Genomic DNA, 24291 nt, shown 5'->3' with positions numbered 1-24291 from the left:
CAGACCATTGTTTGCCTACATTTTTTGTGCATATTCTTTTACTATTTTAGAAATCAAATTTAACAAAGCTTCTTCGTCATTAACTTCATAATCAGGTTTAATATCCATTGCTTTAAGTCCCTTTTTATTTAACCAAATACATTTCCAATTAGCATTTTTGGCCCCAATCACATCATTTTCATAAGAATCACCGACATAGATACAATCTTTATCCGTAATTAAATTAAATATCTGTGGATCTGGTTTTGAATAACCAACAACCGATGAAATGTAGATATCCTCGAGAGCAACCCAGTTGCTCATCTTTAGTCTACGTAATTTTTCCATTTGATGACAAGCAGGTCCATTAGTAATTATCCCTATTCCTATATGATTATCTTTTAATAAATCTAATATATCTTTGATTGCATTACTAGTTGTAATGTCTTGTTGATATACATAATATTTTGTTTGAAATGCTAAAGCATGTGCTTCATCAATTTCAAGATAATATTCTTTTAAGGCTGCTTGGATACGATAGATATACATTTCATTTATTGTAACTTGACCAGACTGGCTTGCCTCAAATATTTTATCACTATATTTACGAAATTTGATAAAAATTTGATATATAGGCAAAGTCTTTATTTTAGGAAATATTTCAATAAATGCCTTTTTAAATGGAATGAACTGATCATATAGCGTGTCATCAACATCAAAATAGAATTTCATCTTTTTACCGTTTATAATTTATTAATCATTTTTACAACATTATCTACTGTAAAACCATATCTTTTAAACAGTTCATCAGCAGGTGCTGAAGCTCCGAAGCTATCCATTGTTATATATTTGCCTTTTAAGCCAACAAACTCTCCCCAGGACATTCTTGAACCCGCTTCAATTGCGATTCTCTTTTCTATACCTGGCGGCAGGATACTTTCTCTATATTCCCGGCTCTGCTGTTTAAATATATCCATACTCGGCATACTTACTACCCTTATCGCTTTGCCTCTGATCCGTTTCTTTGCTTCTACTGCCAGTGTCACTTCTGATCCTGAGGCTATGATGATTATTTCCGGTGTTCCTTCACACTCATCAATAACATATCCTCCTTTTAATGCTTCTCGGCTAGATCCTTTGATCTGTGGTAGATTTTGTCTTGATAAAACCAGTGCTGTTGGTGTTGTTTTTGATGTCATCGCCAGATACCATCCAGCATTAGTCTCCTGTGCATCGCACGGTCTAAATACATTGAAGTTCGGCATCGCTCTCAGCATCGTCAGCTGTTCTACCGGTTCATGAGTTGGTCCGTCTTCACCTACACCGATACTGTCATGCGTCAATACATATATCAGTGGCAGATTCATCAAAGCTGACAATCTAGCCATCGGTTTGACATAGTCGCTGAATACAAAGAACGTTGATACAAAAGTCTTCAATCCACCATAAAGCATTATTCCGTTTCCAATCCCTGTCATCGCCTGCTCTCTTACTCCGTAGTGTAAATTCCTTCCCCTGTAATTCTCGGCACTAAAGTCTCCTACTTTATTTAAATATGTTTTTGTAGATGGTGCTAAGTCTGCTGAACCACCCATGAAATTTGGAAATAGTTCCTTTATCCGGTTCATCGCAGTTCCCGACGAATTTCTTGTTGATTCAGGTTTATTTTCAAATTTCCAGAATTCCACATCGTTTTCAAGTACTTTATTATAGTCCACCTCAAAATACTGCTTCCATAATTTTTTCATCTCTGGATATGTTACCAGATAGTCATCAAACATATCCTTCCAAATCTTATAGATTACCTCGCTGCGTTCCTGCTGTTTTGCTGTATTGAGATAAACTTCCTCATCTATCGCAAATGTCCTATCCTCATCAAGTCCCAGTGTCCTTTTTAATTCCCTGACATTTTCTTCACCCAGTGGCTCTCCATGTGCACTGGCTTTTCCCTCTTTAGCCGGACATCCTTTTCCAATTCTGGTTTTCACTTCAATAAAGGCCGGCTTTTGAGATACCCTAGCTTGATTTATCGCACTTAATATTTCGTCAAGATCGTCTCCATCTTCAACCGTGAATGTATCAAAACCAAATGCCTTCATTCTTCCCTGAACATCTTCTCTAAAGGCAATATCCGTGCTTCCTTCAATCGAAATATTATTTGAATCGTATAAAACGATCAGTTTCTCCAGTTTTAAAGTGCCTGCAAGTGAAAATGCCTCTGACGAGATTCCTTCCATCAGACAGCCGTCACCGCCTAGTACATAAGTAAAGCTGTCAAATACTGGATATCCCGGTCTATTAAAAATCGCTGCCAAGTGTGCCTGGGCCATTGCCATTCCTGTTGCCATCGCCATCCCTGCTCCCAATGGTCCTGTCGTTGCCTCGACCCCTACAGTATGTCCGTATTCAGGATGCCCCGGAGTCAGTGAATCAAGCTGTCTAAACTGTCTTAGATCCTCTATCGTTAATCCATAGTTATACAAATGAAGCAGACTATAAAGCAGTGATGATCCATGTCCTCCCGACAAGATAAAGCGATCCCGGTTGACCCACTTCCGATGTGTTCCACTATGTTTCATGACCTTTCCCCATAAGATATAGGCCGCCGCCGCTGAACCCAAAGGTAGTCCCGGATGTCCTGAATTTGCCTTTTCAACAGTATCAGCGCATAATGCTCTAATGGTACTGACTGTTTTTCTATCAACTGCTTCCATATTAGCCTCCAAATACTGCTCGATAGTCTTTTTGGAATTTTTCAATCCCCTCAGCAGTCAAAGGATGTTTCAGCATTTGTTCAATAACACTGTAAGGAACAGTTGCCAGATCCGCTCCGGCTTTAGCACATTCGATAACATGACAGGCGTTTCTGACACTGGCTGAGATGATCTGCGCTTTGATATCATGCGTTTTGAATATTGCGGCAATATCTCTGATCAGCTGCAGTCCGTCCATCGAGATATCATCGATTCTTCCAACAAATGGAGAAACATAGGTTGCTCCGGCTCTGGCTGCCAGGATTGCCTGCGGAACATTAAAAATCAATGTCAGATTTGTTTTGATCCCTTCACCGGACAGTACCCGGCATGCCTTCAAGCCCTCAGCAGTAGTTGGAAGCTTAACAACCATATTCTTATGGATTTTTGCAATTTCCCGGCCTTCTTTGATCATGCCTTCAGCATCAACAGTTGTGGCTTTGACTTCTCCGCTGATAGGACCGTCAACAATTGCAGCAATCTCCTTAATTACCTCATTAAAGTCTCGACCTTCTTTAGCAATAATAGAGGGATTGGTAGTAACACCACAAATAACCCCCATATCATTTGCTTTTTTTATTTCTTCGACATTAGCCGTATCTAAAAAAAATCTCATTTTATTTTTCTCCTTATATATATTGTGATAACACTTCTTTTTCACATTCATTAATAACTTTTATAATATTATTCTGGTTATTACATGATTCCAGCTTTTCAATCAGCTTTGCATCATTGACCATTCGCATTAATTTAACAATTGCAGGAATATGTTCTTTTTTATCTTTACTCGCTAAACAAAAGATAACCCTAACTTGTTTATTATCGAACCATACGGGTTCATCAGTTACAATCAGACTCATTGAACTTATTTTAACCGATGATGTGTTCCCACTATGAAATAACGCAAATTTACTATCTGTTACAGCATAAAACCCTGATTCCTTAATGACACTCATCAAGCCTTCATAATATTCAGATTTAATACATCCATGTTGTATTAAAATATCAGTTGAAAGTTTGATTGCATCTTTCCAATTGCTAAATGATTTAACATAACGAATACAATTTTCACCTAATAAATCACTTATATTATAGTATTTCTTAGGAATCCTAACATCTTTATAGCCAAGTTCTTCTTTAATTATTTCAAGTACTTTTTCACGCTCAGGAGAATTTAAAAATCCCAATCTTTTTTCAATTGCAATATAATTCGTTAAAACATTCTTTTTTCTAATTCCCACCGCTTCTAATTTATTATGATCATGATTATCAAAAATTGCATTTACAACAATCAAAGTTTTTTTTACTGGGAGGATTAACTTTGACGTTGAAATAACAATATCTATTTGCTCCCATTTCTGATAATGCTCTAGATCATACGCTGGAATACTATCAATCACTTGAACCTGATATTCATTTCTTAGAGTATCTTTTAAAAGTGCTGTAGCGCCAAAACCTAAGCCACATATTAGTAAAATATTTTTATAGTCATTTGCTCTTAATCTTTGAATACTTGCAATAAAATGAATAGTAATATAAATTAATTCTTCTTGACTGATCTCTTGTAACGGTTGAATACTCAATACAATTGATTTTAAAACTTCAAATACATATTCATAACTTTGTGGAATCACTGTTTGACTTAACTCATAAACTCGAATATTATTTTTTATTCGTTCCAACATCGGTGCCACATGATTCAATAATCCTTTTATTAAAATCATATCCCGTAAAAAAAATACTCCTAACTCATCAGACATCATTGTCACAAGTTGAATTATAATATCTTCAGTCATTATTAAATCCAAATTGATATCAACCTCACCATATTTATTAGTATAACTAGAATAACTCATAATTAGTTTTTTTTGATTATCATCTAATTGTTTATTAATTATCATTTCCAGTTCTTGGAGTGAATAATCTTCTACATCAATTTTTTTAGGACAAGATGGCAATTGCTTCTCTTTTATAATATACCAGCAAGTAGTTAATATATTTGCTACATACCAATCAAACGAATCATCACTAAAAGTCCAACTCATCATTTTCATTTTATTAGTGATCCAGTCATAAATATGAAGAATATCAAAATTATAGATTCTATATAACAATTTCATTAATTCTAATTCAAATGTATTATATTCAGAAAGTTTATTACTAAATAAATAGATATATTTTTTTAACTCATTGACCCTTAAAGGATATCCCTTATGATCATCTTCAATTAAATGAAAATGACGATTATAGACTAGCGATAGACCATACTGATTAAATTCTTTAATAAGAGTATCCAAATCATTTTGAATTGAACGACGCGATACTTGAAATTTTTCACTTAACTTTTTAATATTTAGACTATGAACATCAAACATAATAATAAAACGTAATAATTGCATCCTCTCATCAGCTGAAAAAATAAATTCACTATCTTCTAATAAAATATTTAAATCTAAATCAATTGGGACAATTAATTGTCCTTTAGAACGCTTTTCAATTTCAGACAATCCTTTTAAACTCAAAGCATCGTTAATACAATCTATGTCGTAACGTACATTACGTTCTTTAAGATCTAAAGCATTGCCGATTTCTTTATAACTAGATTCTTTTTTTTGATTTAAAAATCTAATAATTTTAAACATTCTAGCACTAATCATCCCAATTTCCTCCGTTTATTTTTCTTCTTTTTCTGCTATATCTAAATTTGGCTTTGTAAAATGTAAGATTGCTGCGGATACTAATACTCCTACCAGCATCGCTAATACATACCATAATTTGCCATTGACTACTGGTAAAATAATCAAACCACCATGAGGAACTAATGCTTCGACTCCATTCATCATCCCTAGTGCCCCACCTACTGCACTACCAATAATAATTGCTGGTAAAACTCTTTTCATATCTTTTACCGCAAAAGGAATCGCTGCTTCAGTAATTCCAATCGTTCCCATGAATAATGCCGATATTCCTAAATTCTTATCATCTGCACTATATTTTTTACGATCAATAAAAGTAGATAAAGCTAATGCTAATGGCGGAATTGCACAAGCAATTCGATGAGCACCATTTGGAGCATAAACACCTTCTGCCATCAACGCAAGAGTAAATGCCGTTGCCGTCTTATTAATTGGTCCACCCATATCAACTGCTGTCATTGCACCAATGATTGCACCTAAGAGAACTGCATTTCCTCCTTGCATTCCACTTAAAAATTTAACAAGCCAGTCCATACAAGCTCCAATCGGAACAGAAATAACGTAAATATAGATAATTCCTAAAATAAATGTTGTAAAAATAGGAACAATTAAAATAGGCATGATTGTTTTAATCGTATTTGAAACTTTCCATGTTTTACACCAACGAACTAAATAACCAGTTGCTAACCCTAAAATCATTGCGCCTAAGAATCCTGTTTTAACCTCTGATTCACCAATTGGATTATTTGCTACATATCCTAAGATCATCCCTGGAGCTATCCCAGGTTTTCCAGCCAATGAATAAGCGATATACCCAGATAAAATTGGAATCATCATAGCAAAACCAGCTGATCCTAAATCATTTAAATTTTTCATGAAAGGATTAGTTACTTCCATTCCAGTATCCGTTGCTGTCCCTGTTGCTAAAGCAACCGCTAATAGAATCCCACCAACCACAACTGAAGGAAGCATATACGAAACCCCAGTATTAAAGGCTTTTTGAATATCTTTCCATACTTTATTATTTTTCATAACTTCTTCTCCTATAAGTTTTCTGCTTGATCTATAACCCTAACGGCATCTTTAATTACATCCCCAGGTTCGACTTGAATTACTTTACCAGCATCTTGTTTTTCTTCAAAACGTTCTTCACCATCGATCCCCACTGCAATTGCCAAAATAACAGCATCCGCTTCATCAATTTCCTCTTGTTCTAATTCGTTTTCAATCCCCATACTTCCTTGAGTTTCTACTTTTACTTCGTAACCACGATTACGACATTCTTTTTCAATTGCTTCTTGAGCCATGTACGTATGCGCAATACCGGTTGGGCATGCTGTAACTGCAACAATTTTCATATTCATTTCCTCCTATAATTGTTCATTGATTGCATTTAATGCACGATATGCATCTTCAACATCTTCTACTTCAATCAATTGCTTTCTAAAATTATCATCTAAAAGTCTTCTACTTAATAAAGAAATAAATTTAAGATGAATATTATTTTGATTATCTTGGGGCACGCCTATAAGGAAAATCAATTGGACTGATTGTTTCTCATCATGATTCCAATGAAATGCATCCTTTATTTGAACAAATCCAATAAAAGCACGATTAACAGTATGACTAATTCCATGAGGAATTGCAATTTGGTAACCAATTGAAGTTGAAGCCATTTCTTCTCGTTTATAAACCGCTTCTTTAAAATCTTTTTTACTATTAATTAAATCTAGTTTAATAGCCTGATCTGATAATAATTCAATAACATCATCTTTAGTCGATAAAGCTTGCTTTAAGAAGACCATTTCCTTATGAATTGCTTTTTCCTGCATAATCATTCCCCTTATCCTTTTTTACAAGCAAGCATCTTTGATGTTAATCCTTCCATATTAAAACATCTAACATGTTTTTGCATTTCTTCTTTTAGTTTTTCAATAACAAATCTTTTTCCATCAATTTTAATGCTTGCTAAGTTTTCATATAATTTATTAATTTCTAATGCTACTTTAGGTTTAGAATAAGTATAATGACCGCATAATTCTGTAATTTGTAATGTTGTTTGCTCATCTAAATTATCTAAATCCGACATATCTACTTCATCAGTAAGCCATTTTTTCCATTTCATTGAATGAATTGATTCATACTTAATAACATTTTCTAAATTTGATGGCTCTTTAATCATATTAAATTTAGCAAACTGTTTTTCTACTTCAATTAACTCTAATAAAGCCATCGTTTCAATCGTTCCAAAAGCTGGAGCAACATTCATTGCTGTGATATTTAAAGGTAAATGTGCTAGTAATTTAGCTTCACTTAAATAATCACCATTATGTTCCTTTAATCCTACTCCATATTTAGTTGATATTGCACTTAATTCTAAAGAATTTTCATAACTGAAATTCCCAACATTTTTAGTTAAACGTGTTAACGTTCCAGTTTGACCAACGATAAAAATTGGCATTGGTAAATCATGTTCTTGAGTATAAGATTCAATTCTTTGGATAAAATTTTCATAGCGATCCATCGAAGTTAAACCACCACTTGTTTCTTCTGTCCCTACTTCATATGCAATTTCACGTTCAATTCCATATTCTTTTCTAACTTGCTCACAATACTCAATTAATTCTATAGTACGATTAAAGACAACATCTATATCCACTACTTTACAATATTCATCAGGATCCTTAGTTGGATCAATATGTAATAAATCAAAACCATTTAAAATATCTTCTTTATATGACTCTTTGGCAATTGCCATAGCTTCATCTTCCGGTAAATGATCTGCTCTTTCTTTATCTCTTTGCCATGGTCCACCATGATCACGGCATAAATAATAGACATTATCATAATTAATTTCTTGCGCAATCTCTTCGATTTTTTCTTTGAATAACTTTTGATCACTGTTGAATACATATCCACCACCAAATTTATATGCATCAACTTGATTACGACTTGCAATATACATTAATGGAAAATCTTTTTCTTTTGAAATTTCTAAAGATGCCCGTAAAAAATTTTCAGACATAGGTCCAATCCCAAGTAATGTATGTTTTTCTCCTTTTGAATTAATTACATAATTAACTGCTTCTCTAATTGTAACTTTTTTATTCATTTTTATCTTCTCCTCATCATTTAGCAATTAATCAAATGTCGACTTTTGATTTATGAGATAGGTATTTGTTTCTATCTACACATATATCATATTCAATTAGTCACAATGACATAAGATAAAACAAATGAAAGAAAAAGTTACAAAAATTGCACCCTATTGTTGATTAAGAAAAAATAGAATTTAAACTCAACTAGAGCATAAATTCTATTTTTTTAAATCAGCATCGCTGCTAATAATAAATAATTAATTTTTCTTCATATAAAACTACTATCTTTTAATCTTGATGACATAATAATAGCGTACCTAATAACATATATTCTTGGAGATAATCAATTAAAACAATTTCAGGAATATAATCTTTAGGAATATATTTAGCTACCTCTTTTTTCAATTCTTCAATATTAGTAATTAAAAAACAACATATAACAATAATTTGCGGATCTAAAAAACTGATTATTGATGTAACAGTTTTAGCCATTGCTTCAATGGCTCCTTCTGGTGTTTGATGTAATTCTAAAACATCTTTTGAATATGATAATGGCAAATATTGTATTTCTCCAGCTACATGATGGTGTCCAGCAATCAAACGATCATTTACAATATGTCCTGCCCCTGAGTTCGAACTAACCGGTTGAAAAACAAATGACAGTGATGAACAGTTTTCTTTAGAACTATAATAGCCTAAAGCAATTGTATTAGCATCATTACTAAAAACAAATTTTTGCGAATATTTCAAAGTAAAATCATGAGTAATTGAAATTTTCTCTAGCCCCTTTATACTCATTGAGATAATCTGATCACCACGTATAATTCCCGGAGTCGATAATCCAATAACTTTAATATCTACATATTTAGCCAGCATGCTATCGATTACATCATAATAATCTTGGATTGATAAAGTAGGTTTGATAATTTCATTATTTTCTAAAATACTATTATTTTCATCATATAAACGGTACACAATATGAACACGATTACTATTCCTAATTAAAGCAAGACACAATGTTTTAACACCACTAGGCTGCATATTTTTAGCTTTCAACGGTTTATGCATTCCTTTTGCCAAGGTTCGTTTATAATTACGCTCCTCTTCAATAATCGATAACATCTTTTTTACATCATATTTAGCAAATATAGCAGGCGGGATATTTAAAACGATTTTATTTTTTAAAATCTCACATACCTTTGCATACATATATGAGATTTGTGGTGCCAACATAATCATGTCATAATCTTCACTAGCCTTATAAAGATTATTATAGCTAACCGCAGACACTTGAACATCGATATTAAGTAACTTTGTTATTTGATTGATCCGATCAGCAAAATAACCTGTCGTTAACCCACCAGTACAACAAAGTAAAACTTTTAAAGCTGGTTTATTTGTTAATTGCTTGATCGTTTCTAACATTTCATCAAATAATTGAATTGCATGTTTGATATTTTTAATTTGGAAATGGAGATAAAATTCAACTTCTTTTTTTATTAAATTTTCAACCGAAAATTCAACTATATTCATATTATAAAAATTAACCTGGCTAGTACTATATTTATTCTTAATAGCAATCGTTTTATAATCATCCGATAGACTTATAGCTAAATTTTTATTACTTTGCATTAAGATCCACTGTTTAAATACCTCTATATAAATTTCACTCAAGAATTCATCCATTTTTTCACTCCTTTATCTTCTAATGATTTTAATAGTCCCTGATTATACATACCTTTATTATATTATAAAATTCATAGAAAAGAGACCAATTGCCGTTATTCTGATAATAATTTTTCAATTTAATATAAAAAAAGGATAAAAAGAAATAAATTTCTTTTTAATCTCCAATTTAATCTTTATAAAAATCATAATTAAACATTAATTTTGGCAACTATTAAAAGAAACAAAGCTACCGCCTTGTTTCTCTTTATTCCTACATAACCGTGATAATCGACTTTCCAGCCGTTACTTTACCATATTTTTCTAATTTTAATGTTTTTCCTTTAGTATCTAGAAAAACAATCATAATTGTATAGTCAATATTTTCATTTCTTAAATAATTAAGATCTAGTTTAATAATTTTTTCACCAGCTCCAACTTTTTGATTTTTCTTTTTTAATATTGTAAATCCTTTTCCTTTTAAATTAACGGTATCTAGTCCAATATGAACCAAGATTTCAACACCGTCATCTCGTGTAATTCCAAAAGCATGACCAGTAGGAAATAATGTCGTTAATACTCCTGCGCAAGGGGCACAGACCTCTGACGAGGTCGGAACAATAGCAACCCCTTCTCCCATTACTTTTTTTGAAAATACATTGTCATCAACATATTCAAGATTAAAACTGACTCCATTTACAACTGCATATACATTATTTGTATTTTTTTGATTATTTTTTAATGATTTAAATATCTTTATCATAGTATTAACTCCTAAATTTGCTAATGACTATTTTGTTGGAAGTTTTTATTTTTTACTGGAACATCTTCAAATCCTGAGAAATAACTCACCACACTAGATACAACAAATGCCGCAATAATTGCGATAATGACGCCAATAATCGTTTCCCCATAAATAGGAAGTGCCAAAATACTAGGATTACCATAAGCAAATGCCTTTACTCCAAAAAATCCAGCAATACAACCGCCAACTGCACCACCAGCCATAACACCATACATTGGCTTTTTTAGACGCAGATTGATTCCGTAGATAGCCGGCTCTGATACCCCGGCTAGAATAGCCCCGACACCACTACTAATCGCTTGTGAACGTAATTCTGGATTCTTAGTTTTTAGTGCTACCCCAAAACAAGCTCCTCCCTCAGCAACATTATGAACAAATTGTGTTGGCCTTAAAAAACCTTCATAACCTAATGATGCAATACTTTGCATCATTACAGGGCCAAAAACAGTATGCATTCCTGACATTATTACAAATGGCAATACACCACCGAGAGCTCCAAGCGCAAATGGACCAATCGTGCTTTGCATCCAAACTAAGAAATTAATAAAATATTCACCAGCAAAAAAACCAATTGGGCCTAATACAGTAAGGGTTAAAAGACTTGCAAGAACAAGTGTTAATCCACCAACAAAAATTCCTTTAAACATTCCCGGTAAATACTTATTCAAAAGCTTTTCAATATTTGCAACTGCTACAGTTGATAATATTGCTGGTAAAAAAGATGAAGCATAACTTGCTGAATAAGCTGTGAAGCCTAATATTTTTAAGGGCTCTTCAGCACTTAACATCCCAATAATATCTGGATGGATCAGTAGACAAGCTACTATCATTGAATAAATAGGTGTACTTCCTAATCTGATTGCTGCACCGTATGCTACAAAAACAGGCATAAAGTAGAAAGAAGTATTAACAATACCATTTATAACTAGATATGTTTGATTATCAACAATTTCCGGCCACGCTAATGAGGTTAGTACCAAAAATACTTTTATTAATCCAGCTACAGTAAGCCCAGGAATCATTGGTGTAACACATGCAGATAAGAAATTGAAAATATTTTTTATTCCTCTTTTCCAAATTGGCGAATCATCTTTTTCTTTAATATCTTCATCCAAAATTTCATCAATAATTTCTGCTACTTCAAAATTATAATTTTTAACTACTTGAGTAAATGTCGCAGATAAATTTTTCCCCATAATTATTTGAAATTGACCGGCACCAAAGGTTGAGCCCAATACTCCATCAATTTCATTAATCTTATCTTGATTAACTAGATTTTTATTTTTTAATACAAATCGTAATCTTGTAACACAGTGGGTTACATATTTAACATTATCCTGTCCGCCAATCGCTATAATGATTTGATCGGCTATTTCTTTATAATCCATATTATTCTCCTCTATATTATTCTTGAAATATGTACTAATAAATAAAATCGTTCCGCCTCTGATAGTACATAATCAAATTCTTCATTTAAATATCTTTCGATTGAATCTAACGTAATACCTATTTTTTTATTAATATCTGACTTAGCACTTATTATTAATTTTTCAAAATTCTCATCATCACTTTCACCCTTTATCACCCGCTGCATAAAAAATTTAAGATGAATCACTAGCCTAGAGTAATACAGTGAATCTTCCGGTAGTTCAAGACCAAAATTAGCTTCAATTATATTTAAAATATCATCTATGCTCTTTAAAATACTCGTTGTTTTGCTTACATTATTATTAAACTCAGCATTAATTAAGTGAAATGCTATAGCACTTGCCTCTTTTTTATTTAAATTTATTTGATAATATCTATTAATCAAATCTAATGCTTTAAGGCCGACTTCATATTCTTCATGATAGAATCTTTTTATTTCTTCACTAACTAAACTATAACTACCATAACCCTTTAGATAATTTTTGGAAACAAAGTTAATATGGTCTGATAGCGATACTAATAATCCTTGATTAAAATTTCTATTTAAATCAGTTTTTGCCATATCTATAATTTCTTGGGTCAATTCAATACATTTAAATGGAATTTCATTCAGTAAGGCTTTAAATTGAATTTTCAATAAATTATTTTGTAACGTATAAAGCTTGTAATTTTCTTTCATTGTTATATAATCATTAACTTTATGATTAAATCCTACGCCATTACCAATAATAATTATTTCTGTTCCATTTTCTAATATTTCAATGGCATTATTATTTAAGATTTTATTAATTCTATAGTATTTATTTTTCATATCTAATCCTCTACATTTATTAAAATGTTAAATCAGACCCGTTTGTTTTAATTACCTTCTTATACCAATAAAATGAATCTTTTCTATAACGCTGTAATGATCCTTGTCCATAATCATTCATATCAACATATATAAAACCATAGCGTTTCTTCATTTGTCCACTAGCTAAAGATATTAGATCTGTACATCCCCACATAGTGTATCCAAAACATGGTACTTTATCAATGACAATAGCATCTCTCAATTGTTTTAAATGTTCAGCCACATATTTTATTCTGTAATAATCATGAATTTTTCCATTTTCTAAAATATCTACTGCTCCCATTCCATTTTCAATAACAAATAATGGTTTTTGATAACGATCATAAATTTCATTTAAACAATAGCGTATACCTAATGGATCTATTCCTGCACCCCATTGGGTCTTTTTTAAATACGGATTGGGTTCCCCACCCATATGATCAACTTTAGAACCAGCACTAACAATTGAAGAACGATAATAACTAAATGAAATAAAATCTAAAGTATGTTTTTTAATCAAGTTTCGATCTTCCTCACTTACTTTCAATTTGACATCTTTCTTATTAAAAATATCTTTTGTATAATTTGGATATGACCCGCGAGCCATTACATCAACGAAAAATAATGCTTCACGTTGCTTACAATAAGTGGCAAAAACATCTTCAGGATTACATGTAGCTGGATAAATTTCGCTTAATGCAAACATTGCTCCGAATTTTATGTCTCCCATAATTTTCTTTCCCTGACTAATTGCTTTAGCACTTGCTACAAACATATGATGAACTGCTTGATATCTCGTCTGACTATCTTGTCTATGGGTTCCCATTTGAGCGTACCCACCTAAATTATTTATTTCATTAAAAGTAATCCAATATCTTACTTTATCTTTAAATCGGTTAAATAGTGTTGTTGCATAATTTACATAGCATCCAATCGTTTCTCGCCCCGCCCAACCATCATATAATTCACATAAATGAAAGGGTACTTCATCATGACAAATTGTAATCATTGGTTCGATATTATATTTTAAAAGTTCATCAATTATCATTTCATAAAATTTCAAACCATCTTCATTTGCTTTTTCTTCATCACCATTTGGAAAAATTCGACTCCATGAAATAGAAAAACGATAAACTTTAAATCCCATTTCTGCAAACAAAGCAATATCTTCTTTCCAATGATGATAGAAATCAGTCGCTTGATGGCTCGGATAATATATATCATCATAAATATACGGTATAGCTCCATCGGGAATTGAGTCTCGATAATCAATACTCCCTCTCGTTCCATTATTTAATTTTAAAGTAATTTGTCTTTCTTTATCTATGTCACCAGCAGTTTCAAAATCATGACTCGATAAGCCTCTTCCTTTTTCTTTATATCCACCTTCATATTGAAAACAGGCTGTAGCACCTCCCCATAAAAAATCTTTTGGAAACCTGATCATTTTCTTACCTCTCTTCCTCTCTAATTTGCCAATATAAAAAGGGCAATACCAAAAAGAAGCTAAATTCTTTTTTGGTATTGCCCCTTGTTTTTCCCGGGTAACAAGCCATATTTAATTGACACTTATATTTTATCATATAATTTATTTTTTGCAAGGGCTTTCAAAAAATAAAACTATTTACAATATTTTGCTTATTAAAAGTAAAAGCACAAACACATAGGTAAAGAGACTAAGTAAAACAGCTCCAATGTATCTAATTATCAAAATACCAGTGAGAGTAAATATGCCTTTTTTGAATTTGGAATTTCTATCCTCATAATCATTAGAATAAAGTCAATCAAATAAATATCTAAAGCTATTGATGAAAACAATGTTTTAAAAAGATTTGATTCTAAAATGATTTTCTCCATTTACAACATAGTCACTTATCACATAGATGCTACCAGCACCATGAAGATTGCTCCAATATTAAAAGTACTTAAATAAGTTATTGTCAAAGATGGCATTATCGCTTGAACAAACGGCAAAACAAAGCTTCCAATGTTATATACAGAAGCATTTAACATAGAGACACCTTTCATTGTTTTGGAATCTCTTAATTTAACATGATAGCCAACAACCGCCATAATTATATTATTTAAAATTTCTAGAATAATAAAAAGCATGATATTTGATGTCAATCGAATCTCACGGTTCCCGCAAGCAATGTCCATGGACATGTAATGTTTGTTATAAGTAAAGCAAGAACATACGAATCACTTTCTTTAATATATCCTCTTAATTTTATAAAACATGCTAAAAAGATAATCAAAATAAATACCATTGCTTGTTGTATTACTGACGTCATAAATTTTTATCTTCTATTCTTTTGTAATTACTATGCTTATACTTGATGTATCGATTTTAATAATTCAATACCCGTTTTTGTTTTAAATATTTTTTCCATAAAATTTCTTATATCTTCAACGGAATAATTGCTGCTGTTTCAAGAGCTTTTAAGTCTTGCTGATTCAGTTTTACTAATTCACCAATGTTTTAGCATAAGCATGCACTTTTAAGAAATGTTTAATGTTATAGTTATTTCCATTAGCATATTTAATCATTTTATTTGCAATATTATAAATCATCACAATCCTTCTTAATCTAATAATTAATCCTAATAAAAGAATAATCTTCATATCTATTAAAATAAAGATTTTTTATATTCTCACTTATTTTCATTATTTAATAAAAAAAGCGCAACTAAATTACGCTCTAAACTTTTATATTTTTGATAGCAGTACGATTGTCTCAACATGGCTAGTATGAGGGAACATGTCAACCGGATACATTACCTCACCACGATAGCCAATTTTTGCAAAATACTTGATGTCCCTTACCTGAGTACTTGGATCACAAGAAATATAAACAACTTGTTTAGGATTCAAGATTTTTACAGCATCCATAAATTCCTGCGTACTGCCACTGCGTGGGGGATCCATAATTACACAATCAACTTTTTGCTTCTGTTTAGCTAATTTAATCATAAAAGCAGAAGCATCATCATTAATAAATTTAATATTTTCAATCTTATTCATTTTAGCATTATTGATGGCATCTTTAACTGCATCTTTATTTAATTCCACACCAGTAACTTCCTTAGTTCTATTAGCTACAATCATTCCAATTGTCCCAATTCCACAATAAGCATCTATAATTCTTTCTTGACCTGTTAAATTCAATAAATCTAGAGCTTTAGAATACAGTAATTCACACTGTTGATGATTAATTTGATAAAATGATTTTGGCGAAATCTTAAACTTCAAACCACACAATTCATCAACTATAAATCCCTTACCATAAAGAATCTTTTCTTCATTACCTAAAACCACACTCGTTTTACGTTTATTTACATTTAATACAACCGTCTTAATACTTGGAAAATTTTTAATCAACTCATTACAAAAATTTTTGGATCCTTTAAATACATTATCATTGCAAACTAGTACTACCATTGTCTGATTAGTAACAAGAGCACGTCGAATTAATACATGACGCAATAATCCGCGATTACGATTTTCATCATAAATACTAACTCGATATCGTTTTAATAAGCTTTGAATCTTCTTAATAATCATATCACTGAGTTCTTCATGAAGAAGACAACGATCATAAGGAATAATCTTATGACTATCCTCTTCATAAAAGCCAAATTCATATCTATGATTAAAAGCAACAATTATTTTATTACGGTATTCATAAGGATGCCCCATTCCAATAGTATCCTTGACTTCATACATGTCTAATTTATTATCTTTTAACAGCTTCTTACAATAATCTGTTTTAATCTTTAATTGTCTCTGGTAATCAGTATTAATGTATTTACAGCTACCACATTTCTTCTCTATTAAACATTTCATTTTATCACCTAGCAACAGTATAACATAACTAAAGCAAAATACTAATCAATTCCTTCTCTCATTATTATTTCTTCATAAATAAAAACAAGGTATAGTTTGTTACCAAACTATACCTACTATTAATCTTCAGATATCTCTTCTTCAATGTGCCCCACTACTTGAAATGACTTATCAGTATACTGCATAATTTCAAATTTATTACCATCAGGATCATGCACCCACATTTGATAGGTATGTGATGGACCTTTAGAAATAGGTGTATCTATTGCAACTCCACATTCAACTAGTTCTCGATAAGTTTTTTCTATATCCTCAACCAATAACGCAAAGTGTGAATACCCCAGCCTCTGGTTCCACTCATCATGTGGCGCTTGTCCTTCATCCTTTGGAAATAGTTCAATAAACTGTCCAGGGGCAATTTCAATATAAACAATGATAATTCTGTTTGGATCAACTTCAGCTACTTCACTATATTTACCACGATTTAGTCCTTTATAAAGTCCCGCCCTTGTTACAATTTTAACTTTTAATCCTAACTTATTTTCATAAAAGTCTCTCATCACATCCATTTGATCAGTGAAAAAAGATACATGCATCAAGCTTTTAAATTCCATTTGTCTTCTCCTTTAATTATCATTTGTAAATACTATTTTTTCTTGATTTCTTGCCTCATTCATGACTTTAGCTACTATTAAACTTAATTCCAGCATCTTTTTAGCAAAATCATAATCATTATTATCAATGATTCTAATAAATTCAATAAATTCATAATATAAGCGATGTTCACAATCATCAACTCGATAAATTTCTTCAGTGCCATCGTTAAAAATAATTTGATATCCGGTCATCTGATTAACAGGTTTATCAATTTTAATAACCCCTTTATCACCTTGAATCGTTGAAATAATCGGTGCTTTGCAATCTTTAGCCCCTATACTTATCCCCTTAAACGAACCATAATCGTACATTAGAATACCACTTGTATCAATTTGATTCTCAATATTTGCCATATACCCAATACTTACTGGTTGACCAAATAAACTTATTATTGCATTAACATTATAAACATTGATATCCATCAAAGCTCCACCTGATTTATGATAATCAAATGCCGGTAAAATTGTTCCTTGTTTAAAAGCATCATATCGTGAAGAATATTGACTATAATTAAAATTCATGATTTTAATATTTCCAATTCTCTTTATATCTTCTTTCAATTTTTTAAAAGCAGGTAAATAATGGATATTAACTGCTTCTAAAATAATTAGATCGTTTTCTTGAGCAATTTCTTTTAATTCTTCCAATTCCTTAACATTTGAAGTAATAGGTTTTTCCATTATTACATGCTTACCTTTTAATAAAGCTTTTTTAGCAAAACTAAAATGTAAATGATTTGGCAAGGCAACATACACTGTATCGATTTCACTTCGCAACATTTCATCATAGTCATAATAACAATGATCTAGATGATATTGCTTAGCGAGAATAGTAGTCTCTTTCTTAGTTTGTTCAGTCCCTAAAATCGAAATTGATTCAATCTTTAACTTATTTATAGTTGTTAATAAGTCTTTAACAATCATCCCTGTTCCTAAAATACCTAATTTCATTTAATTTGCCTCCCTAATTATTTCTGTTAATTCCAATATCCTTTTTGTATCTTCCAAACTATGAAGTGCACTCTCAGTTTTATGAGCTCGTACATCATCAATAAAGCACTGAATCTCCATAGTCATATCATCTCCAATAATTGGATAATTGCGTTCAACCACAGTACCATCATTTTTTATGATTTTATAATCAATAATACGATTAAACATTGGAATCTCTATTTTTCCAAATTCACCTTCGATAATTGCTAAACGCTCTTTATTACGATCAATTGCCCCTTCCACAATCGCAGTACATTCATTATTAAAATTAATTTTTGCTTTAAAATACCATTCAACTCCAGCAACAATATCAATCTGTGAATTAACATTCTTTATATCTGAATCCACCAAAGCTAATACAAAACCAAGCAAATAACTTCCTACGTCATTCAGTGCCCCACCTTGATCAACGTTAAATAAATATGAGGTAGTTTGGTGAGCAGTAGCATCAAAACAAAAATTAGCTTCAATTTGTTTGATTTTACCAATCAATGATAAATCCTGTTTTAAATGTTCTAAACCAATATTAAATTTAGTCTTTAATGCTTCTAAGCAATATCCTTTTTCCGTATATACTTTTGTTTTAATCTCCTCAATATCTGCAACTGTCAATACCATTGGTTTTTCTGATAATACCGCAATATGATTATCAAGTGCTTTTAAGATCCATTCCTTATGATATTTATGAGGTAAGGCAATGTATACAGCATCAAGTTCTCGATCCTGTAATAATTCGTCATAATCTTGATATATTTTAACTTCTGGGTGAGCTTTTACATATTCATCATCACTTGTTAAGGAATGAGATGCAATTGCATAAATCTTTCCTTCGTCAGTGTATTCAATACTTTTAACAAATTTTCTTGCAATATTCCCAAATCCAATAATTCCAAAATTCATTGATTTTGCCTCCTTTTCCTTGTTATAACATAACTATTTATTATTTAAATATATTTATAATATTCTGGAAACAAAGTACTAAGAAAATAAAAAAAATACTGTGATTTTTGTACTTTTAGTACAATCACAATACTTTTATATAACCGTCATAATATAATTGACCCATAACCAGCTAATTGGCATAACAATAACCATTGCAGGAATCATATCCGCAATTGGAAATTCTTTAACCTTGATCATTCTAAATCCTGTAGCAATCATTAAAAAGCCACCACAAGCTTTAAAATCATTGATCATTGCTGGTGTAGTCAATGGAAAAATAAACTTTGCTGATAAAAATAAAATAAAAAAGATTACAAACTGCGGAATGGCAATTACAGATACCACATACCCTAAATTACAAGCAAAAATCACAGCAGTAAAAAAATCAAGAATTGATTTAGAAATCAAAACTCCATTATCACCCGTCATTCCTGAAGTTAAGGAGCCATAAATTCCTGTTCCACTAGCACAAAATAACACAATAATAGTAATTAAAGTAGATTGAAACTCTTCCGAACTTAAATCACTACCATTATTTTTAAATATTTTGGCAATTGGCTTTTGCATTAAAATTGCTCCCTTATTGATCCAATCACTAAAGTGCAGTGATAATCCCACAATAGTTCCAATAATTATTGAAAAGATTACTGCCGGCATATTTTCCATTAATCCAATTGCATTGATTCCCATAGCCATAGCACAAATCCCAAAAATCAAGGTTATTTCTGTCTTAAGTCTATGACTTAATTTATGACCTAATAATGCACCAAATATTCCCCCTAATACAATTGATAAACTATTAATAATGACTCCTGTTGGCATTATTTTTCCCCCTTTATAATTTGAAAATTATTTCTCTAAAAGATTCCATTCACTCTCTTTATAAAGAATATCATTTTTATTAGATAATTGCCAATTAAAATAGTTTCTTGTCTTATTAAGAAAAAAAAGGACATAATTCTATAGGCTACAATATTTGAACCATAAAATACATGATGTTATAATATAAAGACAAAAAGGAGATGAACTATATGACAAAAGTAGATATTATATCTGGTTTCCTTGGAGCTGGTAAAACTACATTCATAAAAAAATTAATTAGTGATGTATATCCAGGAGAACAAATTGTCTTAATTGAAAATGAATTTGGTGAAATTGGAATTGATGGAACTTTTATGAATAATGCTGGAATTGAAGTAACTGAAATTAATTCAGGGTGTATTTGTTGCAGTCTAGTTGGTGACTTTGAAGCTTCATTAAAAGAAGTATTAGAAACATATCATCCTGATCGAATTATCATCGAACCTTCTGGTGTTGGAAAATTGTCAGATGTAATTAAAGCTGTTAGTGATGTACATAGTCATGAATTAGAACTTGATAATTATATTGCTGTTATCGATGCTAAAAAATGTCGATTATACACAAAGAATTTTGGAGAGTTTTTTAATAATCAAATCGAGTACGCCTCACTTATTATTTTAAGCCGAACTCAAGATATAACAGAATTTCAGCTAGATGAGTGTTTAAAAATTATTAAAGAACATAATAATCAAGCTAATGTCATTACAACCCCATGGGATCAGCTTACCAAAGAAATACTAACTAATGCCTTTAGTAATAGTGATAATCTTCGTGATGAATTGTTGGAACAATTAGATATTTGTCCTATATGTGCCCATCATCATGATCATCACCACGATCATGAACATCATCATAATCACGAACATCATCATAATCACGAACATCATCATGATCATAATTGTGAGTGTGGTCATGAGCACCATCATGCTGATGAAGTTTTCACCAGTTGGGGTAAACAGACACCTAAAAAATATTCTAAATCTCAATTAGAAAAAATCTTAAAAGAACTAAGTGACAGTTCCGCCTATGGAAATATTTTAAGAGCTAAAGGATATGTCGATAGTATTGAAGGTGATTGGTGGTATTTTGATTTAGTCCCTGGAGAATATGAAATTCGTATAGGAAAACCTGACTTTACAGGTCGAATTTGTGTCATTGGCGAAAAATTAGATAAAATAAAATTAGATAGATTATTCGATGAGGTCGCTTAATGGAAACAAGAGTATATATTTTCGCAGGCTTTCTAGATAGTGGTAAAACCTCATTTATTAATGATACTTTAATGAATCCTGATTTTTATAGTGAAGAAGACACCTTATTAATTAGTTTTGAAGAAGGTGAAGTTGCCTATAATGATATTTATTTAAAAAAATCTAATACTTCATTGGTAACATTAGATTTTGAAAATTTTACCACCTATGATCTAAAACATTTAGAATTAGAATATCGTCCTACTCAAATCATGATTGAAGCTAATGGAATGATGGACCTGAATATTTTTGTAAAAGAAACGATTCCTGAAAACTGGAAAGTGGTCCAAGTATTAACAACTTTTGATACTACTACTTTTTCAATGTATTTAAATAATATGCGTTCTCTTGTATATAGTCAGGTTGTCTTTAGTGATCTTGTTATTTTTAATCGCTACGATCCAAATATTAGAAAATCCATGTTAAGAAATAATATTAAAGCGATTAACAGTAATGCTCAAATCATTTATGAATTAGCTAACGGCACTATAGATACAATGAATCCTGAAGAAGAATTACCATTTGATATTAATAAAGAACATTTAGATATACAAGATCATGATTTTGGAATCTTTTGTATGGACGCTATGGATCATCCTGATAAATATAATGGTAAAACAGTCAAAATTAAAGGTAAGTTTATCGGTCTAGATCGTGTCATTGAAGATGGTTTTGTCCTAGGGCGTCAAGCTATGGTATGCTGTGAAGAAGATACCTCATTGATTGGGCTTGTCTGTATTAGTAAGCTAGCAAATAAATTGATTCCTGAAGAATGGATCGTTGTTGAAGGAAAAATTACAGTTGATTATGATCCGGAATATCAAATGAATGTTCCTATATTAACAGTGGAGCACCTCGATGTAGTCCCTCCATTAAAAAACCAATATGTGACATTTGATTAAAAATAAAGATGCCTGCTTTATTATAAAAAAGCAGACATCTTTATTATTTTCCGAGTTTTTCAACTATTTGAACTACTAATTCTTGACCATTCATCTGACCATAAACGAATGGATCAATTACTTCGATCGGTTTTTCTGGCAATAATTCCTTAACTCGATACAAATCATGTTTTATTTGAGGAGCAATAAAAATATAATCAGCATATTTCCCCAATTCATTAATTTTTAAGATTGGATAAGCATATACTTCATAATTATACCCCTCTTGACTAATATACCTTTTCATACAATTAACTAAAATACTTGTTGAAACTCCCTGTGCACAAAAGATATATATCCGCTTCATTATTCAGCCTGCAAATTATTTTCTTCATCAAGACATTTCTTATCGTATACTTTGATGAATGGATACCAAATAAGGCCAGATACAATGAACATTACAACAAAGATAAGCACCGCACGCCAATCTAAAGTACACAAGTATTGGAAAAACGGCATCGGAATATTAGAACTAGCAGCAATTACAGCTTTACCCATAATGCCAAAATTCATACAGCACCAAATTATTCCCATATTGATTGTGTAAAAAGCAATCCATGGAATTCCTAAAATTGGATTAAACATAATTGGAGCTCCATATTGAATTGGTTCCGCAATATTAAAAATTGCTGGAACAATCGATATTTTCCCCATTGATCTTAATCGCTCACTTTTACATTTTAAGAATAATAGAGGAATTATGTAACAAAATACTCCAGACATTTGGAACATTGGTAAAGTGAATATTTTTGTAGCAGTTTCTCCGGCTGCATAAGCAGCAGCATTAGCACCTGTATTGGCAATCAATAACGGAAGAATTATTCCAGATACAACATTAAACCCATGTACTCCCAAGAATTGTAAAAATGCAATAATAAATGCCATCAACATACAGAACCATAATGATTCAGAACCTTGAATCGCCGGTGTTAATAAACTCATTATCCAAGATGGTAATAGCATCCCTGTAAAATTTTGACAAAGTAAAGATAATCCATAGAAACCAGCAACGATCAAGCACATCGGAATAATCGCATCAAATGAAGCAGCTACTGCTGGAGGAACACTATCAGGTAATTTAATTTGAATATTACGTCTCTTTAGTAATTGCATGATTTCCACGGTTACCAAAGCAACAAAAATTGCTAAAAAGATTCCTTGTGATCCTAGATAAGTTGCATCCATATTATTATCAACAATTGGTGCTGCCAAAACAATAAATGATAACAGCGATACAATCGGCGCTTGTAATAAATCAAGTTTATATGTTCGTGCATGGTAATAAGCGATAGCGCATACTGCAATGACTCCAAATAAACCGAAAACCATATTATACGGGAATAAAATTGCATCCTTTATCGTCTCACTATAACTAGGTATGAATGGAAATATATCTGGTAATGCTGAAATAAGCTGGAAAATACTCCCAAAAATCGTTAATGGCATTATTGCCATTAATCCAAAACTAATCGATTGCAAATGCCTTTGTGTTGCTAACTTATTGCCCACTTCAATAAGTTTATCTTGTAATTTTTTCATTTTATTT

The 24291-nt window shown here is 31.4% G+C and carries 23 protein-coding genes; 2 read left to right on the top strand and 21 right to left on the bottom strand.

Features of this window, described 5'->3' with window-relative positions; translation table 11 throughout:
• Positions 1-15 precede the first annotated feature (15 nt).
• From EYR00_RS02750 to EYR00_RS02660, 19 genes are all read right to left on the bottom strand, one after another.
• The gene (locus EYR00_RS02750) at positions 16-711 is read right to left on the bottom strand and encodes an HAD family hydrolase (RefSeq protein WP_003538889.1); all 696 of its coding nucleotides are present in this window, start codon (positions 709-711) and stop codon (positions 16-18) included.
• A gap of 11 nt (positions 712-722) precedes the next feature.
• Complete coding sequence (tkt, locus tag EYR00_RS02745) at positions 723-2693, bottom strand: transketolase (protein ID WP_003538890.1); 1971 nt, start codon at positions 2691-2693, stop codon at positions 723-725.
• A gap of 1 nt (position 2694) precedes the next feature.
• Positions 2695-3348 (bottom strand): fructose-6-phosphate aldolase, encoded by a 654-nt coding sequence (fsa, locus tag EYR00_RS02740; RefSeq protein WP_009299512.1) that lies wholly within the window; start codon positions 3346-3348, stop codon positions 2695-2697.
• Between the two features lie 13 nt (positions 3349-3361).
• The gene (locus EYR00_RS02735) at positions 3362-5389 is read right to left on the bottom strand and encodes a BglG family transcription antiterminator (RefSeq protein WP_003538892.1); all 2028 of its coding nucleotides are present in this window, start codon (positions 5387-5389) and stop codon (positions 3362-3364) included.
• A 15-nt stretch (positions 5390-5404) separates the two neighbouring features.
• Complete coding sequence (locus EYR00_RS02730) at positions 5405-6460, bottom strand: PTS fructose transporter subunit IIC (RefSeq protein WP_003538894.1); 1056 nt, start codon at positions 6458-6460, stop codon at positions 5405-5407.
• Between the two features lie 11 nt (positions 6461-6471).
• On the bottom strand, positions 6472-6786 hold the full coding sequence (locus EYR00_RS02725; protein ID WP_009299511.1) for a PTS fructose transporter subunit IIB: 315 nt from the start codon (positions 6784-6786) through the stop codon (positions 6472-6474).
• A gap of 12 nt (positions 6787-6798) precedes the next feature.
• Positions 6799-7260 carry a PTS sugar transporter subunit IIA gene (locus EYR00_RS02720; protein WP_226814587.1) on the bottom strand — a complete coding sequence of 154 codons (462 nt, stop codon included), beginning with the start codon at positions 7258-7260 and terminating at the stop codon, positions 6799-6801.
• A gap of 11 nt (positions 7261-7271) precedes the next feature.
• Positions 7272-8540 carry a class II D-tagatose-bisphosphate aldolase non-catalytic subunit gene (locus EYR00_RS02715; protein WP_009008670.1) on the bottom strand — a complete coding sequence of 423 codons (1269 nt, stop codon included), beginning with the start codon at positions 8538-8540 and terminating at the stop codon, positions 7272-7274.
• A 274-nt stretch (positions 8541-8814) separates the two neighbouring features.
• On the bottom strand, positions 8815-10212 hold the full coding sequence (locus tag EYR00_RS02710) for an ROK family protein (protein ID WP_003538902.1): 1398 nt from the start codon (positions 10210-10212) through the stop codon (positions 8815-8817).
• A 253-nt stretch (positions 10213-10465) separates the two neighbouring features.
• Entirely contained in the window at positions 10466-10954 is a 489-nt protein-coding gene (locus tag EYR00_RS02705; RefSeq protein ID WP_003538904.1) for a PTS sugar transporter subunit IIA, read from the bottom strand.
• A gap of 20 nt (positions 10955-10974) precedes the next feature.
• Complete coding sequence (locus tag EYR00_RS02700; protein ID WP_003538906.1) at positions 10975-12384, bottom strand: PTS transporter subunit EIIC; 1410 nt, start codon at positions 12382-12384, stop codon at positions 10975-10977.
• A gap of 11 nt (positions 12385-12395) precedes the next feature.
• Positions 12396-13235, bottom strand: coding sequence for a PRD domain-containing protein (locus EYR00_RS02695; RefSeq protein WP_003538910.1), 840 nt, complete (start codon positions 13233-13235; stop codon positions 12396-12398).
• A gap of 19 nt (positions 13236-13254) precedes the next feature.
• On the bottom strand, positions 13255-14703 hold the full coding sequence (locus EYR00_RS02690; protein WP_003538911.1) for a glycoside hydrolase family 1 protein: 1449 nt from the start codon (positions 14701-14703) through the stop codon (positions 13255-13257).
• 428 nt (positions 14704-15131) lie between these two features.
• Positions 15132-15383, bottom strand: a complete 252-nt coding sequence (locus EYR00_RS02685) for a hypothetical protein (protein WP_229107977.1) — start codon at positions 15381-15383, stop codon at positions 15132-15134.
• A gap of 582 nt (positions 15384-15965) precedes the next feature.
• On the bottom strand, positions 15966-17102 hold the full coding sequence (gene rlmD, locus EYR00_RS02680; protein ID WP_003538920.1) for a 23S rRNA (uracil(1939)-C(5))-methyltransferase RlmD: 1137 nt from the start codon (positions 17100-17102) through the stop codon (positions 15966-15968).
• A 119-nt stretch (positions 17103-17221) separates the two neighbouring features.
• Positions 17222-17716 carry a VOC family protein gene (locus EYR00_RS02675; RefSeq protein ID WP_008792238.1) on the bottom strand — a complete coding sequence of 165 codons (495 nt, stop codon included), beginning with the start codon at positions 17714-17716 and terminating at the stop codon, positions 17222-17224.
• A 12-nt stretch (positions 17717-17728) separates the two neighbouring features.
• Positions 17729-18709 (bottom strand): Gfo/Idh/MocA family protein, encoded by a 981-nt coding sequence (locus tag EYR00_RS02670; protein WP_003538925.1) that lies wholly within the window; start codon positions 18707-18709, stop codon positions 17729-17731.
• Positions 18710-19651 carry a Gfo/Idh/MocA family protein gene (locus tag EYR00_RS02665; protein WP_003538927.1) on the bottom strand — a complete coding sequence of 314 codons (942 nt, stop codon included), beginning with the start codon at positions 19649-19651 and terminating at the stop codon, positions 18710-18712. It abuts the gene before it with no gap.
• Between the two features lie 135 nt (positions 19652-19786).
• Positions 19787-20515, bottom strand: coding sequence for a DUF554 domain-containing protein (locus EYR00_RS02660; RefSeq protein ID WP_003538929.1), 729 nt, complete (start codon positions 20513-20515; stop codon positions 19787-19789).
• 209 nt (positions 20516-20724) lie between these two features.
• On the opposite strand from EYR00_RS02660, the gene EYR00_RS02655 reads away from it, so the two are divergent.
• A complete protein-coding gene (locus EYR00_RS02655; RefSeq protein ID WP_003538931.1) occupies positions 20725-21765 on the top strand; it encodes a CobW family GTP-binding protein in 1041 nt (346 codons plus the stop codon).
• A complete protein-coding gene (locus EYR00_RS02650) occupies positions 21765-22706 on the top strand; it encodes a TIGR03943 family putative permease subunit (RefSeq protein WP_003538932.1) in 942 nt (313 codons plus the stop codon). Before EYR00_RS02655 ends, EYR00_RS02650 begins: the two co-directional genes overlap by 1 nt.
• 43 nt (positions 22707-22749) lie before the next feature.
• On the opposite strand, the gene EYR00_RS02645 is transcribed toward EYR00_RS02650, so the two are convergent.
• Together EYR00_RS02645 and EYR00_RS02640 are read right to left on the bottom strand one after the other, a co-directional pair.
• A complete protein-coding gene (locus tag EYR00_RS02645; RefSeq protein WP_003538933.1) occupies positions 22750-23052 on the bottom strand; it encodes a PTS sugar transporter subunit IIB in 303 nt (100 codons plus the stop codon).
• Complete coding sequence (locus tag EYR00_RS02640) at positions 23052-24284, bottom strand: PTS sugar transporter subunit IIC (RefSeq protein ID WP_003538934.1); 1233 nt, start codon at positions 24282-24284, stop codon at positions 23052-23054. Before EYR00_RS02640 ends, EYR00_RS02645 begins: the two co-directional genes overlap by 1 nt.
• Positions 24285-24291 lie beyond the last annotated feature (7 nt).

This window comes from Thomasclavelia ramosa DSM 1402 (assembly GCF_014131695.1).
In the GTDB taxonomy this organism is placed as follows: Bacteria; Bacillota_I; Bacilli_A; order Erysipelotrichales; family Coprobacillaceae; genus Thomasclavelia; species Thomasclavelia ramosa.
The sequence above is the reverse complement of the archived record's forward strand: the minus strand, read 5'-3'. Positions and strand labels throughout refer to the sequence as shown.

What these genes read in the sequence shown, in the direction of transcription:
- EYR00_RS02750 (WP_003538889.1), bottom strand. Translation starts at nt 711, where the DNA reads ATGAAATTCTATTTTGATGTTGATGACACGCTATATGATCAGTTCATT.
- tkt (WP_003538890.1), bottom strand. Translation starts at nt 2,693, where the DNA reads ATGGAAGCAGTTGATAGAAAAACAGTCAGTACCATTAGAGCATTATGC.
- fsa (WP_009299512.1), bottom strand. Translation starts at nt 3,348, where the DNA reads ATGAGATTTTTTTTAGATACGGCTAATGTCGAAGAAATAAAAAAAGCA.
- EYR00_RS02735 (WP_003538892.1), bottom strand. Translation starts at nt 5,389, where the DNA reads ATGATTAGTGCTAGAATGTTTAAAATTATTAGATTTTTAAATCAAAAA.
- EYR00_RS02730 (WP_003538894.1), bottom strand. Translation starts at nt 6,460, where the DNA reads ATGAAAAATAATAAAGTATGGAAAGATATTCAAAAAGCCTTTAATACT.
- EYR00_RS02725 (WP_009299511.1), bottom strand. Translation starts at nt 6,786, where the DNA reads ATGAAAATTGTTGCAGTTACAGCATGCCCAACCGGTATTGCGCATACG.
- EYR00_RS02720 (WP_226814587.1), bottom strand. Translation starts at nt 7,260, where the DNA reads ATGCAGGAAAAAGCAATTCATAAGGAAATGGTCTTCTTAAAGCAAGCT.
- EYR00_RS02715 (WP_009008670.1), bottom strand. Translation starts at nt 8,540, where the DNA reads ATGAATAAAAAAGTTACAATTAGAGAAGCAGTTAATTATGTAATTAAT.
- EYR00_RS02710 (WP_003538902.1), bottom strand. Translation starts at nt 10,212, where the DNA reads ATGGATGAATTCTTGAGTGAAATTTATATAGAGGTATTTAAACAGTGG.
- EYR00_RS02705 (WP_003538904.1), bottom strand. Translation starts at nt 10,954, where the DNA reads ATGATAAAGATATTTAAATCATTAAAAAATAATCAAAAAAATACAAAT.
- EYR00_RS02700 (WP_003538906.1), bottom strand. Translation starts at nt 12,384, where the DNA reads ATGGATTATAAAGAAATAGCCGATCAAATCATTATAGCGATTGGCGGA.
- EYR00_RS02695 (WP_003538910.1), bottom strand. Translation starts at nt 13,235, where the DNA reads ATGAAAAATAAATACTATAGAATTAATAAAATCTTAAATAATAATGCC.
- EYR00_RS02690 (WP_003538911.1), bottom strand. Translation starts at nt 14,703, where the DNA reads ATGATCAGGTTTCCAAAAGATTTTTTATGGGGAGGTGCTACAGCCTGT.
- rlmD (WP_003538920.1), bottom strand. Translation starts at nt 17,102, where the DNA reads ATGAAATGTTTAATAGAGAAGAAATGTGGTAGCTGTAAATACATTAAT.
- EYR00_RS02675 (WP_008792238.1), bottom strand. Translation starts at nt 17,716, where the DNA reads ATGGAATTTAAAAGCTTGATGCATGTATCTTTTTTCACTGATCAAATG.
- EYR00_RS02670 (WP_003538925.1), bottom strand. Translation starts at nt 18,709, where the DNA reads ATGAAATTAGGTATTTTAGGAACAGGGATGATTGTTAAAGACTTATTA.
- EYR00_RS02665 (WP_003538927.1), bottom strand. Translation starts at nt 19,651, where the DNA reads ATGAATTTTGGAATTATTGGATTTGGGAATATTGCAAGAAAATTTGTT.
- EYR00_RS02660 (WP_003538929.1), bottom strand. Translation starts at nt 20,515, where the DNA reads ATGCCAACAGGAGTCATTATTAATAGTTTATCAATTGTATTAGGGGGA.
- EYR00_RS02655 (WP_003538931.1), top strand. Translation starts at nt 20,725, where the DNA reads ATGACAAAAGTAGATATTATATCTGGTTTCCTTGGAGCTGGTAAAACT.
- EYR00_RS02650 (WP_003538932.1), top strand. Translation starts at nt 21,765, where the DNA reads ATGGAAACAAGAGTATATATTTTCGCAGGCTTTCTAGATAGTGGTAAA.
- EYR00_RS02645 (WP_003538933.1), bottom strand. Translation starts at nt 23,052, where the DNA reads ATGAAGCGGATATATATCTTTTGTGCACAGGGAGTTTCAACAAGTATT.
- EYR00_RS02640 (WP_003538934.1), bottom strand. Translation starts at nt 24,284, where the DNA reads ATGAAAAAATTACAAGATAAACTTATTGAAGTGGGCAATAAGTTAGCA.